This is a genomic window from Paraglaciecola sp. L1A13 (assembly GCF_009796745.1).
Lineage (GTDB): Bacteria > Pseudomonadota > Gammaproteobacteria > Enterobacterales > Alteromonadaceae > Paraglaciecola.
The window spans coordinates 4,491,409-4,508,172 of record NZ_CP047024.1; the positions used below are offsets into that span (position 1 = coordinate 4,491,409).

General features: G+C 43.5%; 14 protein-coding genes. 5 read left to right on the forward strand and 9 right to left on the reverse strand.

All coding sequences use genetic code 11. The annotated features are described in order from the left end of the window. Positions 1-13: 13 nt before the first annotated feature. Genes GQR89_RS19015 through GQR89_RS19030 form a run of 4 tightly spaced genes read right to left on the reverse strand, consistent with a single transcriptional unit; the run spans position 14 to position 5,061 of the window. A complete protein-coding gene (locus GQR89_RS19015) occupies positions 14-901 on the reverse strand; it encodes a BadF/BadG/BcrA/BcrD ATPase family protein (RefSeq protein ID WP_158771579.1) in 888 nt (295 codons plus the stop codon). Beyond that, complete coding sequence (locus tag GQR89_RS19020) at positions 898-2,478, reverse strand: sodium:solute symporter (RefSeq protein WP_158771581.1); 1,581 nt, start codon at positions 2,476-2,478, stop codon at positions 898-900. Before GQR89_RS19020 ends, GQR89_RS19015 begins: the two co-directional genes overlap by 4 nt. 6 nt (positions 2,479-2,484) lie before the next feature. Further along, positions 2,485-3,876 carry an NlpC/P60 family protein gene (locus GQR89_RS19025; protein ID WP_158771583.1) on the reverse strand — a complete coding sequence of 464 codons (1,392 nt, stop codon included), beginning with the start codon at positions 3,874-3,876 and terminating at the stop codon, positions 2,485-2,487. Positions 3,877-3,888: 12 nt separating this feature from the next. Beyond that, positions 3,889-5,061: a DUF819 domain-containing protein gene (locus GQR89_RS19030; protein WP_233269023.1), complete on the reverse strand. Its 1,173-nt coding sequence runs from the start codon at positions 5,059-5,061 to the stop codon at positions 3,889-3,891. A 147-nt stretch (positions 5,062-5,208) separates the two neighbouring features. On the opposite strand from GQR89_RS19030, the gene nagB-II reads away from it, so the two are divergent. Genes nagB-II through GQR89_RS19045 form a run of 3 tightly spaced genes read left to right on the forward strand, consistent with a single transcriptional unit; the run spans position 5,209 to position 8,685 of the window. Beyond that, a complete protein-coding gene (gene nagB-II / locus GQR89_RS19035; protein WP_158772327.1) occupies positions 5,209-6,192 on the forward strand; it encodes a glucosamine-6-phosphate deaminase NagB-II in 984 nt (327 codons plus the stop codon). Position 6,193: 1 nt separating this feature from the next. Further along, entirely contained in the window at positions 6,194-7,324 is a 1,131-nt protein-coding gene (gene nagA, locus GQR89_RS19040; RefSeq protein ID WP_158771585.1) for an N-acetylglucosamine-6-phosphate deacetylase, read from the forward strand. Between the two features lie 11 nt (positions 7,325-7,335). Then, entirely contained in the window at positions 7,336-8,685 is a 1,350-nt protein-coding gene (locus GQR89_RS19045; protein ID WP_158771587.1) for a sugar MFS transporter, read from the forward strand. Between the two features lie 48 nt (positions 8,686-8,733). Here GQR89_RS19045 and GQR89_RS19050 read toward each other — a convergent pair whose 3' ends face one another. Further along, positions 8,734-9,810 (reverse strand): LD-carboxypeptidase, encoded by a 1,077-nt coding sequence (locus GQR89_RS19050; protein WP_158771589.1) that lies wholly within the window; start codon positions 9,808-9,810, stop codon positions 8,734-8,736. A 321-nt stretch (positions 9,811-10,131) separates the two neighbouring features. Here GQR89_RS19050 and GQR89_RS19055 point away from each other — a divergent pair, with 321 nt between their 5' ends. Together GQR89_RS19055 and GQR89_RS19060 are read left to right on the forward strand one after the other, a co-directional pair. Then, on the forward strand, positions 10,132-11,175 hold the full coding sequence (locus GQR89_RS19055; RefSeq protein ID WP_158771591.1) for a diguanylate cyclase: 1,044 nt from the start codon (positions 10,132-10,134) through the stop codon (positions 11,173-11,175). Next, complete coding sequence (locus GQR89_RS19060; RefSeq protein WP_158771593.1) at positions 11,168-11,389, forward strand: histidine kinase dimerization/phospho-acceptor domain-containing protein; 222 nt, start codon at positions 11,168-11,170, stop codon at positions 11,387-11,389. The genes GQR89_RS19055 and GQR89_RS19060 overlap by 8 nt, the downstream gene beginning before the upstream one ends. A 65-nt stretch (positions 11,390-11,454) precedes the next feature. Here GQR89_RS19060 and GQR89_RS19065 read toward each other — a convergent pair whose 3' ends face one another. The 4 genes from GQR89_RS19065 to GQR89_RS19080 all read right to left on the reverse strand — a co-directional run bounded on the left by GQR89_RS19065 (position 11,455) and on the right by GQR89_RS19080 (position 16,764). Further along, a complete protein-coding gene (locus GQR89_RS19065; protein WP_158771595.1) occupies positions 11,455-13,059 on the reverse strand; it encodes an ABC-F family ATPase in 1,605 nt (534 codons plus the stop codon). 211 nt (positions 13,060-13,270) lie between these two features. Beyond that, complete coding sequence (locus GQR89_RS19070; protein WP_158771597.1) at positions 13,271-14,767, reverse strand: methyl-accepting chemotaxis protein; 1,497 nt, start codon at positions 14,765-14,767, stop codon at positions 13,271-13,273. Between the two features lie 136 nt (positions 14,768-14,903). Beyond that, positions 14,904-15,464, reverse strand: coding sequence for a DUF6436 domain-containing protein (locus tag GQR89_RS19075; protein ID WP_158771599.1), 561 nt, complete (start codon positions 15,462-15,464; stop codon positions 14,904-14,906). A gap of 214 nt (positions 15,465-15,678) precedes the next feature. Further along, positions 15,679-16,764, reverse strand: a complete 1,086-nt coding sequence (locus GQR89_RS19080) for a DUF2855 family protein (RefSeq protein WP_158771601.1) — start codon at positions 16,762-16,764, stop codon at positions 15,679-15,681.

Consider the following 16,764-nt stretch of genomic DNA (forward strand, 5'->3'; position numbering starts at 1 on the left):
GTTTTACTTACGCTTAGTTAGTCGCTGAAGGCGAAAACAGTTGTTTCGCCAACAAACAAGCGCCATCTAGGGAATTCCCCTTAGTTGGCATAATTAAATTACGATAAGTGGTACTGAGTAATTCGTTACTCGGTTCAGCTAACCCGCCCATCAAGACTAAGGGTAAGTTACTTGTACCACAGGTTCGTTTAATCAATTTTTCGATCATGTTGGCGTGAGCGGTCAACACTTCTAACGCTACAATGCAGTCATCTTTTAAGGTAAATATATGCGGAGCAAGCTTCGCATAATCTGCAGGTTTAGCCATCGCTAACCACTGTAAGATAGTTTGACGACTGTAGCCAACTTGACTGGCTACGTACAAACTCAGGGTGCTTTTTGCCACGCCATTAATATCCATTTCTAATAATAATTTTTGCACCGCTAGGTAGCCTAGTTTGGCACCGCCACCTTCATCTCCAATGCAAAATCCCCATCCACCTATCATCTTTTCGGTGCCATCAAGGTCCATACGCATGCCAACTGATCCGGTACCTAAGGCAACAACTGCAACGGGTTGACCTGCATTGGCACCGTACAATGATGTTTTAGCATCAGACACCACATCCAGATAAGCAAAGTCGAAGGGAAAATCTTGTTCTAACTTTGCAACAAGTTGTCTGTCACCTGCTCCTGCGAGACCAAAAACTGCCGAAACATGCTGCGACTTACATCCAGCTTCGTCTAATAATTGTCTACAGGCATTGGTAATACTCGCTAGCGCTAATGAATAATCATTACTCAGAGACGATGGGCCCACGCTCACTTGCCATTGCATAGACGTACTTAAATTGACAAGGCGAGCCACTGTTTTAGTGCCGCCTCCGTCTAAACCAAGAATATATTCAATTGTGTTATTCATATTTTCTGTCCTTGAAAAATCAGGTTGTCGCTGCCCTTAGTCGATAAACACACTAAGGTCGCAACCAAAGTAGCAATGCACAGTTGCCAAGTGAATCCGATGTGCACAATCCATTCTTGTGGTAAATACAGTGTCATTACATATGGTTGAAATAATAGCGTAGTCATAAAGCCACATATAAGCGCTGCTAGTACCGTGGCAGGGCTACCCCGCTTGGTAAATATTGCGGTGAAGTAAACCCCTAACAAGCCACTATATGAGAACACCATGACCCCCAATGCAAACTGTAATAATGGCGTGTCTGTGTACTGTTGCCAATAAAAACACAAACAAGCCATGGCGCCTAATGATGCTGCCACTAAGCCCATAGCGACTCGACCAGCTCCCACATAATGCATATCGCTGTGGCTTTTCCCCTTACTTTTCTGCCACGGAGCGTAAATATCTTGTACCAATACCGAAGCCATAGAATTCAGCCCGGAATTAAGTGTTGATAACGCTGCAGCCACTATGCCAACAGTTACTAGTGCCCTTACTCCGGAGGGAATATGATTCAATACGTAGTACATAAAAATAGTCACGGGCTCGCCTTCAAATGTAGGTAAAACTTCGCCTGTGACGCCACTGTGCATTAGGTCTGGACGCTGATAATAAATATACAATAACAAGCCAATTACAATGAATAGCAGCATAATGGGGATGACCATGACGATGGAATAAAGCATCGCTTTACTGCCTTCTTTGGCATTTTTACACGTCAATACTCGTTGCGTCATATCTTGATCTAAACCAAAGGCGGCAATATTCAACAACACAAATCCTGTAAATACCGACCATATGTTAAAAACGCCACTAGGACTGAAATCCCAGTCGAATTTGAATAACGCTAACTTCGATGCTTCCCCCGGCCCTGGATTATTCAACACATTTATGACTGCAGATAGATCGCTTGGTATCGCATTGACTAAACAGTAAATAACCGCCACCGCTGCACTTACATATACGCCGCACTGGATCACGTCACTATAAATCACCGTTTTAATGCCTCCATAAACGGTATATAGCAGACCAGCAATGGTTAAAATACACGTCGCGGTGATCACATGGGAAGCTTGAATATCGGCAAATAAAATCATCGAAACAGCAATAGCAGCCATATATAAACGAGCACCGCTAGCGAACACTCGACCACATAAGTACATCAAGCCGGCTTGTTTCTTAGCTTTCGGCCCAAAACGTACTTCAAGCAACTCATAGACGGTATACACATTGTATTGATAGAACTTAGGGATCAAAAATGCCGCGACAAAGAAAGCCGCTACAAAGGCCCCCAAATTAGTGGCTAAGTAGGATAAATCCCCCCGATAGCCTTGATCGGGTCCACCTAGAAATGTCGCCGCAGATTGCGAGGTAGCCAACACTGATATAGCAACCGCCCACACTGGCATGGCATTACCACCACGGAAATAATCTTGACTATTTGCGGAGCGCCGATTAAAAAACCAACCAGACCCCAGCAATAACAACCCATATGCGGCAAACACCAACCAATCAAAGCCTGAATATTGTGCGCTCATGGACAACTACCGTATCCGCTTAATGTTATATAGACGATCAACATAGCTGTTTTTCACTGATAATCTGAGGGGCAATAATGGCGTAACAGAAACCCCGTTTAATGTTCCTTTATAAAGCCTCTTCTTATCGTCGAAGTAAGCCAACCCTTTTACATCATGAATAACAAATGGTTGCCCATTCTCTTCACCTAAATACAGCATAACGTGGCCAGGAATATACAGCAGGTCGCCTACCTCTAGTTGCTCGATGGCGGCGAGTTTATCTGCCAATGCTGTAGTTTTGGTAAAGTGATGATCAATCCCGTAAGCCGTGCCACCCTGATCACCGGAATTGCGTGGCATAAGTATGCCGAACGAGCGATATATTTCTCCCACAAATCCCGTGCAGTCACGGCCATTAAAATCATGTCCCCAGCCATAACGTTCCCCTAAGAATTTGAATCCCTGGGTTATCACGTTGGCTTTGGTGAAAGGCAAATAGCCTAAATGGACGTCCTGACTACGGCCAATTAAGGCTTTTTGTAAACTTAATTGTCCCTGTGTAGTACGGGTAGGCAACCAAACCACGTAGTTAGCGTATGGATTTTGCCCATACAACGCGTTCGGCACTTCATTTTGTGTCACTAATGGCAGGCGTACACTCATGTCTAATTGCTGTTCAGATACGGCAGCTTGCTCAGGTACATATTGCGTGAATACTTTAGCCCCTGTTACCACGATAAAATCTGCCGCTTTAGTAAATGTCTGTACTTGTTCCTTGCTGGCTAGGGCAACGTTCTCAACGCGTGTCCAGGCTAGGTAATTAAACCCTTGCACCAACGCCCATTGGCTGTCTTGGCTGCGGGTTAAAATTGCGACTGCATCACCTGGAAATAACGCACTTTCTTGAAATCGGTCTAGGTCTGCGTCCATACCTGAATTGAGCACGCGATCATCAGTAGGAAAAGTGCGCATAGCGGCCCGTTTGACGATAAGGCCGTACTCAACTTTATGCCCCTGCTCTGTGGACGTAAATTGCATATTGTCTTGATATGTTGCGTAATCGTTCGGTGTTAATTTTCGGCCATCAATATAATATCGCGCGCTTGTGGGAACCTTACTGATTAAATGAATTTTACCCTTGAGTTGTTTGTCACTGAGTACCTCATGGGTTAACAAAGGGTCGCTTATAAAACGGTTATGCTCAACCATCGCACGATTATGCGACGAAATTTGAGCGCCACTCATCAGAACTTGCTCAGAGCCCTGCAGCTTTTTCAGCCAATGCTCAGCCTGTAACTGAGTCTGCGAAACATGCATGACGTCTGACCCCCACTTTTGTTGCTCAGCCCTGACAGGCGATATCGTTATGCTCAACGCGCTGATCATTAACAACGTTATTGGTATTAAATTTTTCATAATGTTCTCCGTTTACGCTGCGCTTAGCCATGCTAATACTCGCCCTACAAGTAAACCGCCGCCGGTTCCTACGATATAACCCAGTAATGCCATTAAGACGCCCACAGGTATCAATGCACGAGAATAAGCTGCTGCCAAAATGGGTGCCGATGCGACTCCACCGATGTTGGCTAAAGAAGCAATGCCGCAGGTGAAAAGATCCAGTTTGAACACCTTCGCCACCAGCAACATCAAGACGCCATGAATGAGCAAAATAAACATACCTAACACGATATAAATTGGCGCTTGAGTGAGCTCGTTGAAATTTGCTCGAGAGGCAATCAATCCAATGATCAGGTACAGCATCAATGAAGACAGTTCTTTGCCACCCCACATTTTACTAATAGGTGTCACCGCACAAATCACCCCTAAAATGGTGACCAACATGACAGTCCAAGCCGTTTTCGTAAAAAACTCACTCACGGGCAATATGTCAGCAAGGGTTTGACACGCGACGGATACCAGCATGGCGCCAGATAATAAAATCAACATCGAAGTGGTCTTGTTACCACTATATTGCCCTTGCTTGCTGGCTAAATTAGCACTGACTTCTTCCAATGCTTTACCGTCTGCTTTAGTCCACTTATTGAAACGACCCGCTAGCGGAACTAAGGCCAATAAAAACATAACCCACATGGCGTAATCGATTGAGTCAATTAATAGGGTATAGCCCATGCTTGAGTCTGGTACATTTAGTGCCGCCTGCACTGCGGCCATATTGCCAGTCCCCCCCATCCAACTGCCACTTAACGCAGCTAACGTTTTCCATGCATCTGGTGCCAAAAAGCCTTTGAATAAGGCAAAACCAATAATGAACGCAAACCCAATACTGAGCGCTGCAGCAAAAAAGGCCAATAGCATCTTGCTCCCTAAACGCTTGATTTGGCGCAAATCGGCATCCAGCAACATCAAAAAAATCATCGCTGGCAGGATATTTCCTTTTAACGACGAATAAGCTTGATTGATCTCGCTTGTTTTACTCCACAACCCTAATGTAGACAACAACATAACGGTAAAGTACAGCAGTACAATCGCCGGCAGATAATTGAATAATTTCCAGCGAGTTTTCTCTTCAACAAGCGCTAATGAACCTGCAATAAAGAGCAACACACTGACGTATGGAAAGGCGGTTGTGATCATAAACATTAAGGTTAGTTTGCAGTAGTCAAACAGTAACCAGTTGAGGGGTATTTGTAAATAACTATTATAAAATATAGAAAATTATAGAATAATTTATTATTCTGGTCTCATCGCACAAATAATCAACACACGGGAATTACATTGAATAGCTTCATGGCACAAGAGACCGCGCAAACACCCACAGTGATCCGTCAACAACTCATCAACAATGCTCAGTTGTGTCAGCAATTGGTCACTGAAATAAAAGCTAGAAAACCTCGTTACGTTTTGATGATAGGACGGGGCTCCTCTGATCATGCAGGGGTATTTGGCAAATATCTGCTTGAAATTGAACTAGGTATGCCTGTCATGGCATCTTCACCTTCGGTGTTTGGTATCTATCATAAGTCAGTGGATTACAAGGATGCCCTCGTCATCGCTATTTCACAGTCAGGTCGCAGCCCAGATATCGTCAATCAAGTTAAATCAGCTCGAGCCAGCGGTGCAATGTGTGTGGCGTTGGTGAATGACCAGCAATCTCCCCTTGCGCAAGCAGCTGACTGGGTGTTGCCCATGCACGCGGGATTAGAACAATCCGTTGCTGCCACTAAAAGTTACTTAGCCAGTTTAAGTGCCCTACTGCAGTTAGCTGCACATTGGAATAACAACAGCGCGTTGCTTAGCAGCTTGAATTCGTTACCTGAGGCACTTAACCAGGTGTTAGCTGAACCTGCACAGCTAACACCCGACACTCTGCGCAATGTGCAGCACGGTGTCATGCTTGGGCGTGGTTTTGGTTATGCTATTAGTCGCGAGATGGCATTGAAGCTCAAAGAAGTGCTCGCCATTCACTGTGAAGCTTTTAGTAGCGCGGAGTTTATGCATGGTCCTTCTGCTATGCTCGCGAATCACATCCAAGTAATTGATGTTCAAGTTGAAGATGAATCTGCCCCAGTGCATAGTAGTCAAATACAAACTTTCGCCCAACAAGGTGGACGTGTGGTATCGCTTTCGCATTCTCAACTCACAGTGCATCCTCGCTGCTTACCTTTGTTGGTCGTACTGCGTTTCTACGTAGATGTTGAGCGTATTGCCCAAGCCTACGGACGAGATCCAGATCGCCCACAAGGCCTTAAAAAAGTAACCGAGACCCATTAAAATGCAACTAAAATGTGAGCGCTTACTCTCATCAAATATTTGGTTAAACAATCAAACCCTGAGCATCGAACACGATAAAATTATCAGCATCCGACCGACCACCGAAAATGATGCCCATCTGCCCCTTTGTCAGGGTTCATTAGTACCGGGCTTTATTGATGTGCAGGTTAATGGCGGCGGCGGTGTATTGTTTAACCAACAGCCTAGCGTGGCTGCATTGACACAGATGAGTCAAGCTCATCTGCGGTTTGGTAGCACAGGATTGATGCCTACCTTAATAACCGACGAATTACCCGTAATGCGCCAAGCAGCCCAAGCGATTGCCGATGCCGTTAGTCAAAATACAGCCGGTATTTTAGGTGTTCATTTTGAAGGGCCCCATTTGAGTAGACCTAAGAAAGGCGTGCATGACGCTTCTTTTATTCGCCCCCTAAGCGACGATGAGCTCGCGCTTTATATGCGCAAAGATTTGGGTAGAGTCATTGTCACTATCGCCCCTGAAAATGTTGCTCCTGATATCATTACGCTAATGTCTGAAAACGGCATAAAAGTGTCTTTAGGACACTCTAATGCCGACGCAGATACCGTACTAAAGGCCATTGAAGCCGGTGCTGATGGTTTCACCCATTTATTTAATGCCATGTCGGCAATGCAATCTCGTGCACCGGGTATGGTAGGCGTTGCACTTAATACACCTAAAACCTATGCAGGGCTCATTCTAGATCATTATCACATCGATCCTATTTGCAGTGAAATAGCAATAAAAATCAAAGGGATAAATAAAATAATGCTGGTCACTGACGCCATGGGCTTAATCGGAACAGATGATGATAGCTTTATGTTTGGCGATCAGAAAATCACCCGAATAGGTAACAAATTAACAACGGATAATGGCACCTTAGCGGGCTCTCACTTAGACATGTTAAGTGCGGTGAAACATGCGGTAAATGACTTAAATCTGCCCCTTGAAGATGCCATCGCAATGGCCAGTACAACGCCTGCAAATTATTTGGGCTTACGAGCCAGTCACGGCGATATTGCTGTGGGCCAGCAAGCAGACTTGGTATTGCTCGACGACGATTTAAATATCACTGCGCTTTGGCAGTCTGGACAACCAATAATAATAACGTAAGGGACAACCCTATGACACACGCTACATCTGCACCGCGCTCGAGCTTTATGCCTATGTGCATTATCGCGTTACTGTTTTTTATATTCGGCTTTGTCACTTGGCTTAACGGCGCGCTGATCCCTTTTTTACAAGTCGTGTGCCAACTGAGTGATCCGCAAGCTTTGATGATCGCTTCGTGTTTTTACTTTGCGTACGTAGTAATGGCACTTCCCATGGCGATGATCTTAGAAAAAGTCGGTTATCAGTATTCTATGGTATTAGGACTAAGCATCATCGCTCTTGGCTTATTAGGATTTATTCCTGCAGCGTTATTACAAGAGTTTTGGATATTTTTATTGGCCCAGTTTGTTATCGGTAGCGGCTTAACAATACTGCAAACCGCAGCTAATCCTTACGTTGTTAATGTAGGACCAACCAGCAGTGCCGCGGCAAGAATTGCGATAATGGGACTACTCAATAAAGGGGCAGGAATACTCGCGCCCGTATTATTTACTGCGTGGGTATTAGGCGGATTTAGCGATATTAATCTCGCGTTGATTGACGAAATGCCCGCGCAACAGCAACAACTACAAATTGAAAGTATGGCTCATCAGTTGATCACACCTTACGTAGGTATGGCGATTGCTTTACTAATATTAGCTAGCGGACTATCACGCATCAGCTTACCCGATTTAGCCCTGTTAGCACCCGCTGAAAATAACGAGGCTTATGCAGGGGAAGCGAATCAAGGATACATAGATAAAAGTACAATTTGGCAATTCCCTCAACTAATACTAGGAGCAATAGCCTTGTTTTTTTATGTGGGTGTCGAGGTTATCGCCGGAGATACTATTGGTTTATATGGCGCCAGTATTGGTGTGGCTAATGCCACCACGTTAACTTCTTATACTATGGCCTTTATGGTACTCGGTTATATACTTGGTCTGGTCTGTATTCCGCGATTTATTTCTCAAGCTAATGCGCTACGTTTAAGTGCGATAATAGGTTTTATTATCTCAATCGCGCTACTGCTTTCATCCAACGAACAAAGCCAAATTTCACAACTATTATGGGGCTGGACGGGGATAGCGACATTACCAAATAGTGTGGCACTGATTGCTTTACTCGGCTTAGCCAATGCAATGGTTTGGCCTACTCTATGGCCATTGGCGTTAGCAGAACTGGGACGTTATACAGCCAAGGGCTCTGCAATCCTTATTATGGGTATTGCTGGGGGTGCGTTAATGCCATTAATATACGGTCACCTTGCGCAATCAAGTAGCAACCAGCAAGCTTATTGGATATTGCTACCTGGCTACTTAATCATCGGTTTTTACGCATTTTATGGGCACACTATGCGCAACTGGATCGGTAAAAACTAAGACTAACCGCCAACATAACGCGTAATAATAAAGGTTAAACCGCGGTGGTTATACTACCGCGGGTTCATCTAACGTCAGTTTCTGATTGGTGGCGTCAAGTGTCGCCATTGCACCAATGGGCACGGTTGCCATATCTTCAATATGCCCGATCATCACGCCGCTTAGTACTGGCACACCTAAATCACCCAAACGATCGTTTAACACATGTTCTACGCTAAACGATGGGCCGCTGCCTACTTCACAATCCGTGCACTTACCAAAAACTAGACCGGCAATTTTGTCTAAACGACCGGCCAATTTAAGATGCGTTAACATGCCGTCTATTCTATAAGGCGCTTCCTCCACATCCTCTAGAAACAAGATTTTATCAGTGTAATCAGGCTCATATGGGCTACCTACCAGTTTCACCATCAGAGATAAGTTACCGCCAATCAATACTCCTGAAGCTTTTCCCTTGCTCACTGTGGTTAAGCGATTAGCCAATTCAGCTTGCCCTTCAACGATTTCAAAAGGAGGTGGTGCAGCTAACACAGTATGCGACACGGGATCAAACAGTACACTTTTAAACTGTGCTAAGGTGTAATCAGTAAAACTTTGTTTGGCAATAGGTCCGTGAAAAGTCATAATTTGACTACGAGCATAAATTGCATTTAATAGAGCGGTGACATCACTGTAACCTAGGAAAACCTTAGGATTTTTACGGATAAGCTCATAATCAAGATAGGGTAGAATGCGTGGCGAACCATAACCACCGCGCAAACAGAAAATAGCATCGACACTGTCGTCACCGAACATGGCGTTTAAGTCACTCGCTCTATCTTGATCGCTACCGGCTAAATAAGCAGTGCGCTCAAACAGGTGTTCTGCGGTTTTTACTTTGAAACCAAAAGAACGAATGATGTCCATAGCGAAGTAGATTTCCTGATCTTCCCAAGTGTTGCTGCTCGGTGCTATTAAGCCTATGGTTTGGCCAGCCTGCAAACGCTTAGGTTTATATACCCCCCGGAGTTTAACCGTAGCGGCAGACTTCGTAGACGCATGGGCATTAACCAATACAGAAGGCAACAATGCCGCCGCTAAGGTTGAAGAAATAAACGCTTTAATTAACGAACGACGCTCTAACATGTAATCTCTCTCTTTTTTGTTTAACTTAGCAAATAACGGCGCTAGCAAAAAGAAATTTTTATTACAAAATATTGATAATATATGAATAATATAATCACTATTCTATATTCACAATTAGTGAATATAGTGTAAATACTACAAAATAACTTGCCACTGTTACCTATACCCACAAAAGGGAATGTAGAAAAAATTACGCTAACGTAAATTCAAAATAGACGATATATCAATAAGTTATCTAGTAATCTATAACTTGGCATCTAAGCTGCTTATATCAATCGATTTTTACGCAAAAGCATAACTAAAAAAAATGGGGAAAAAACCATGAGCGTATCTGAGTTACGCCCTAACCGAGAATTCGAACCTCAAACGCAACTATTAACAGCGGGTACTTCGGTGGCAAACAGTGAACTGCGCAAGCAAACCCTAATGGTAGTAGATGATTACCGAAGTAATTTACAGGCCATGAATGCCTTATTTGAATTTCAGTACCAAGTGGTTATGTTTGATAACGCCAAAGAGGCGCTAGCCTTCGCGCAAGTAGGCTCTGTAGATTTGATTCTATTAGATTTAGATATGCCTGATATGCACGGCTACGATGCTTGCACCGAGTTAAAGTCAAACCCGTTAACAGCGCATATTCCGGTGATATTCGTTACTGCATCAGACAGTAGCGACGATGAAGCCCGAGGCCTACTGCTTGGCGCGGTAGATTACATCACCAAACCAGTCAATTTAACCATCTTACGCGCCCGCGTGCGTAATCATATGGAACTGGTGTATTACCGTAAAAAACTGGAAATTTTATCCAGTGTAGATGGCTTAACTGGCGTGGCTAATCGTCGTCAATTAGATACTGTGTTACTCCAGCATTATGCCTCAACGATCCGTTTTGGCCACTCTATGACCTTGATGATGATCGATATCGACGACTTTAAACCTTACAATGATTTGTACGGACACATGCAAGGAGACGACTGTTTAAAGCGGGTTGCAAAGGCCCTACAATCCGTGCGACGCAGAGAAACTGATTTCGTTGGACGCTATGGCGGTGAAGAGTTTGCCATGGTGTTGCCAGATACCGACTTAGAAGGTGGCCTAGTTGTCGCTAATAAGTTATTGCAAGCGGTAAGAGTGCTAAATATTGAGCACCAAGGCGCCAGTGAGACAGATAGAGTCACTATTAGTATAGGCTTAATTGTATTTGAGGCTAAAGGCGATCAATCTAGCCACCATTCGGTTGAAGCGCTTATTGAATTGGCGGATAAACAGCTGTATATCGCAAAACGTAGCGGTAAAAACAGAGTGAGCTATGATCCATCCACTCAACTATCATCACAGTCGAAGGCCGATAACGAGCATGAATAACAAAGAGGCAAATCTGATACGTCAACATATCCATGATGTGCGTAATCCGTTAAACAGCATCGCATTACACGCTGAGTTAGGCAATATGCTACTTGAAGGCCAAACGAGCAGTGACAAACTTGCAAACGCTTTCACTGTTATTTTACAGCAGTGCCGAGAATGTGACCGAGTACTGGGTGAAATACGTAAATTAGCAAGTTTGGAAACACCATAAAGTGATACGTATTAGTAATATAACATTATGGTGCTTTTGGTTTTTAAGCTAGTTACTTAGCCGCTTTACGCGGCAGCGCTGGCTTCTTTGCGACTAGCAAAGTACTCATCGTAGGTGCCTTGGAAGTTAATCACTTCTTGGTCTTTAATCTCAATCACCCTGGTCGCCAAAGAAGAAACAAATTCTCTGTCGTGACTAACGAAAATTAACGTCCCATCGAATTTTTTAAGCGCCTTGTTCAAGGCTTCAATCGCTTCCATGTCCATGTGGTTGGTTGGCTCGTCCATAATCAAAATATTGATATCTGACATCATCAACTTACCGAATATCAAACGGTTTTTCTCGCCGCCAGAACAAACATTGACCTTTTTATTAAAATCATCGGCTGTGAATAATAAACGCCCTAACATGCCACGTACGGCTAAATCATCATGTTTTGGTGTACGCCATTGTGACATCCAATCGAACAATGTCATATCAACCGCAAAGTCAGCAGAGCTGTCTTGAGGGCAATAACCGACAACCGCATTTTCAGACCACTTTATTCTACCTTCATTGACGCTTAATTCGTCCATCAAGCAACGTAGTAAAGTGGTTTTACCTACACCGTTTTCACCAGTGATCGCTAAGCGAGCGCCTGCTTCAAGGATCAGTTCACCGCCACTGAATAACGTTTGGCCATCAAAGCCATGACCTAAATTTTCTAGAATCAGCGCCTGGCGATGTAATTTACGGTGCTGCTTTAAGGTAATCGTAGGGGTACGACGACTAGATGATTTAACTTCATCGAGCTGAATTTTTTCTAGGCGCTTAGCACGTGAACTGGCTTGTTTTGCCTTCGAAGCGTTTGCCGAGAAGCGCGCCACAAAGCCTTGTAGGTCTTCCATTTCTGCGCTTTTCTTAGCATTACTGGTCAATAATTGCTCTTGTATCAATGAAGATGCTTCCATAAATGCTTCATAATTTCCAGGATAAACACGCAACTCGCCATAGTCGATGTCTGCCATATGCGTACAGACTGAATTCAAGAAATGACGATCGTGAGAAATAATGATCATGGTGCATTTTCGTTGATTTAGCACATCGGCCAACCAAGAAATGGTAAAAATGTCCAAGTTATTGGTTGGCTCATCTAATAACAAAATATCTGGGTTAGAAAATAATGCTTGGGCAAGCAACACCCGTAGCTTACGGCCCGGCGCTACCTGACTCATCAAGCCATAATGATAACTTTCGCCAATGCCCGCCTCGAGTAAAATATCACCCGCTCGAGATTCAGCCGTGTAGCCATCCATTTCTGCAAACTCAGTCTCAAGTTGTGCGACCAACATGCCGTCTTCTTCTGACATTTCGGGTTTGGCGTAAATAGCATCACGCTGCTGCTTAACCTTCCACAGCGCCATATCACCCATGATGACCGCATCTACAACTGAGTATTGTTCAAACGCAAATTGGTTTTGGCTTAAAATACCCAGTTTGTCACCAGGTGTGATTGATACGTTACCGGATGAAGGTTGTAATTCACCGCTTAAAATCTTCATAAATGTCGATTTTCCGCAGCCGTTGGCACCGATTAGGCCATAACGATTTCCGTGACCAAATTTGGCCGAAATGTTTTCAAATAAAGGCTCAGCGCCAAACTGCATGGTGATGTTTGCGGTAGATATCAAAAGAAAATTCCTAGGGATGGTGTCAGTAATTCAAGTAAAGAGGGCGTCACACTAACGCTATATATGGTTAGCGGGGCGCACTATAAAGAAACACGAGGGATAAGTCGAGGTAAGTTGCTTATTTTATCAACAAAAATACCGCCAATAGTGCTCAAAACACTAACTATATTGGACGGTATAAGTTTAATTTTGTTCAAAAGCACAAGGAAAATTAAACAGAGAACTTGGACAGCTGAACACTCAGATCTTTTGTTCTACCTGATAGTAAACTAGCCTCGTTATCTATCGCAGCAATCATTGATAATTCATCTTGCTTAATTAATTTTAGACGTGTTGCAGAGTCTTGGATTGCTTCGCTATTTTGTGTTTGCAGCTCGCAAGAACGCGCCATGACATCAACGGCTTCCGTGACCTGCAAAATATTAGTCTGCACTTGGGCCATCAACTCTCTTGCCTTTTGTGTTCTCGTGTTCGTTGTTTCGCTTAGGGCTAAACAATCAGCCATCGAGTCGCTAGATAGCTTGGACGAAGACAAAAGGTTATCAATAATTGTGTTGATTTCTTCAGTGCTCACTTTTGTTCGAGAAGCGAGTGTTCTGACTTCATCAGCGACAACAGCGAAACCTCTTCCGTGTTCCCCTGCTCTAGCGGCTTCAATCGCGGCATTTAACGCAAGTAAATTAGTCTGGTCAGCGATAGATTTAATGGTATCTAGTACTTGTGAAATGTCTTGGCAGTTCTGCGCTAATTTTTTAACGTTATCATTGGTTTCGCCGAGCTTGGTTCCTAAATTTGTCACATCCTCTTTGGCTTTTTCGACTGTTTGCTCTGCCTCTCGAGCATTATTTTGCGCTTTGTCTGACTCAATCTTTACCGTTTGGGTGTCTTCATTCATAGTACGTGATGATTGGGTTAATGCAGCAGACGACGTATCTATATGTTCAACCTCAGTCATACTTTTTTGTTTAGTCACGTGTAGCTCAGCGCTATTAATACTCGTAATTTTAGATGTGCTATCAATTTGTTCTGCGGCACCGCGCATATCAACGATTAAGTTATCAAACATGCCCAGCAAACTATTGAAGGCCACTATCGATTTTGCATCAAGGGATTCATCAGCTCTAATTTTCAAATCAATGGCCGTCTTATCACGCATAATCATGTCGATACTATCGGTTATAGCCACTGCCGACAGCGAATCCATCCGAGTATCTTTGGCCATTTTTGCCAACATTAAAGCCTGCACTAACGCGTAAATAGCGTGCACAATAATCAAGTAGAATAGCAAGCCGCCGTCTGCCAATACATAAACCGGCATGCCTTGGGACTGCATAACAAAAAATGCTAAATGATGCACAACAACAACGGTTATGGCTGTGATATAAAGCTGCCAATTTCGGTAATAAGCTAAAAATGAAAGTAGTACAAAAATACCAAAATGTATTTCGACTAAACCATGCATCTGATGAATATGTAGGGCGCTAAATAACATCAAGCCGATAGCGACAACGTGCTGGGTTACTGTCGATTGAGGGCGCATATGAATGAACGTTAAACAAATAGCCGTGGTTGACCCTCCAAATAAGAGCGCTTCAATCCACGTCTGATTAACACTGGCTAACCCTAGGCTAATCACAGCTAATGCAATAAAGGTAAATTGCATATTCTTATTTGCACTACTTACCCAAGAATAACTAGGATTTGACATGATTTTCTCCACAGTATTACACAGTCCCTACGTCGATATTTTGACCAAGTTTAATACTCGTCAATTGGATTTAATTATTTCTCCACTGAGAAATAGCGATTATTGACACAAAATGAATAAGCTATTTGCCATGCAATTATGACTCCGCGAGCGTATTTTGACAGTAGCAACCATAACCTTCACTGATCACCGCGCTTCCGAGGTGAGTATTCAGCAAGATATTATCTAAAAACCGATCAACGATAGCTGAATTAGTCGAACAAAAATATCCTGATGAATAAGGCCCGAAATAACCTAATTCTCCCTGTTCATCAAAAATCATAATGGCCGGTAACGAAGGCAGAATAATATTGCTGGGTAAACTACTGGCGGACACATGTAGCGAATGATATTGAAATTTATCTAGTTTATAGTCTATTCGGTCTGCATGAATATTATTCGAAAAGTTACAACTACAACCTTCTTGCTGTATATGAACCACCGTCTTTGTTAACCCCGGATATTGCTTACTCATGCTAGCGACAATAGCCTGAGGATATTCAGGTGCCATGGCCGCAGATGCAAACGTCTGTTGTGGATCAAAATCCCTCTGGCTCTGCATACTCCAGTATGCAAGACCACCAATGGTTAGCCCAACCCAACTAATTAACCCGATAACAACAAGCACGCGTTGAAACGAACTTGACTGCGTTGCCATTTTATCCCCCTTGTGCCCATTTACCTCACCAGAGCGTAAAGCTTGTAAATTCAATGAATTGAAATCGATTTTTCAATGAATGAACCTAATAATTATTGTTCGCTTGAGAAATTAAGTTTTTCCGTGAAGCAATGCTTTTGATAAATACTGTCTGTTAGCGGCTAAGAAATCACTTAGCCCCTTAATACTTATACTAGATATCGGACACAAAGGTTTAAAGCTTAATAATTAAACCTTGTTGGGGGGGGATTTTTCCAGCGCAGACTTGCTCATACATTTTATCTAGCTCTTTGAGTCCCTTAAGTTCTTTAACCTCTAACCAATCCCGACATTTCATCGCTGTATCAGATAAAAAGCGCGAGGTACGTTGTTCAAACCCAGCAGGGCCCCAGTCTTGTAAGCGTTTTTGAATATGCCCAGGCGCAAAGAAAAACTCACTGCATTGGGATTCTTTTGCACTGTCAGCTGAAAATTCATCCCAGTGCGTCAGCCCAACATTGATACAATATTTAAGGTTATCACCCAAATGCTTACCCAGTTTAGCTAAAATGTCAGCGCTGCCAGACATATCCACAATGACGGTGGGTACAGCCGCATCAATATCACTCAACTGATTGTAATTAACCACTCGGTCGTACACATTAACTTGTTCGACAAATGACATATTACCACTTGATGTTAACCCCACGCTGCAGGGCGCCTTATCATCTGCATCTAGCGCATAACCCAAGCCCAAACTGGTCTTACTCGACGCACTGATGATCACGACTTGTTTCGCATCAAACCAATTATTGTCCTGTAACCGATCCCATAAACAGAAAGAAGTTATATGCAATGGAAACAACAGCATGCGCTCTTTGTCGAAATTAGGGTTATAACCCGCTTCGTTGTTTACCCGCTTATAATTGTTATATCCTGGAGGCAACTTCATCCGGTGCCCTGAGCCATCAACCAAGCGTTGAGATGAGATATTCGTTGGCGTCATTACCAACTGATCAGCAGGAGGGAAATAACCAAATAAACGCTCTCCAACTTCAACATCCGCAACCTTAGACTGCGTCACTTGGGCAAACCCCCAAACCGGGATGATACCCCATTGTTTGTCGTTATCATCCGCTGGCGGGAAAAACTGCCAATAACCTAACCTGTCTCCCATCATGCCGTATGTGATGTTATTTGCAGTAAATGAAAAGCTTTCAACTTTTAACAATATCTGCCCATCTGCGACCTCTTTTATAGAGCTAGTTTCAACCAACCTATGGGTCAATAATGCTTGTTGCTTGACCTGAAATTCACTCAC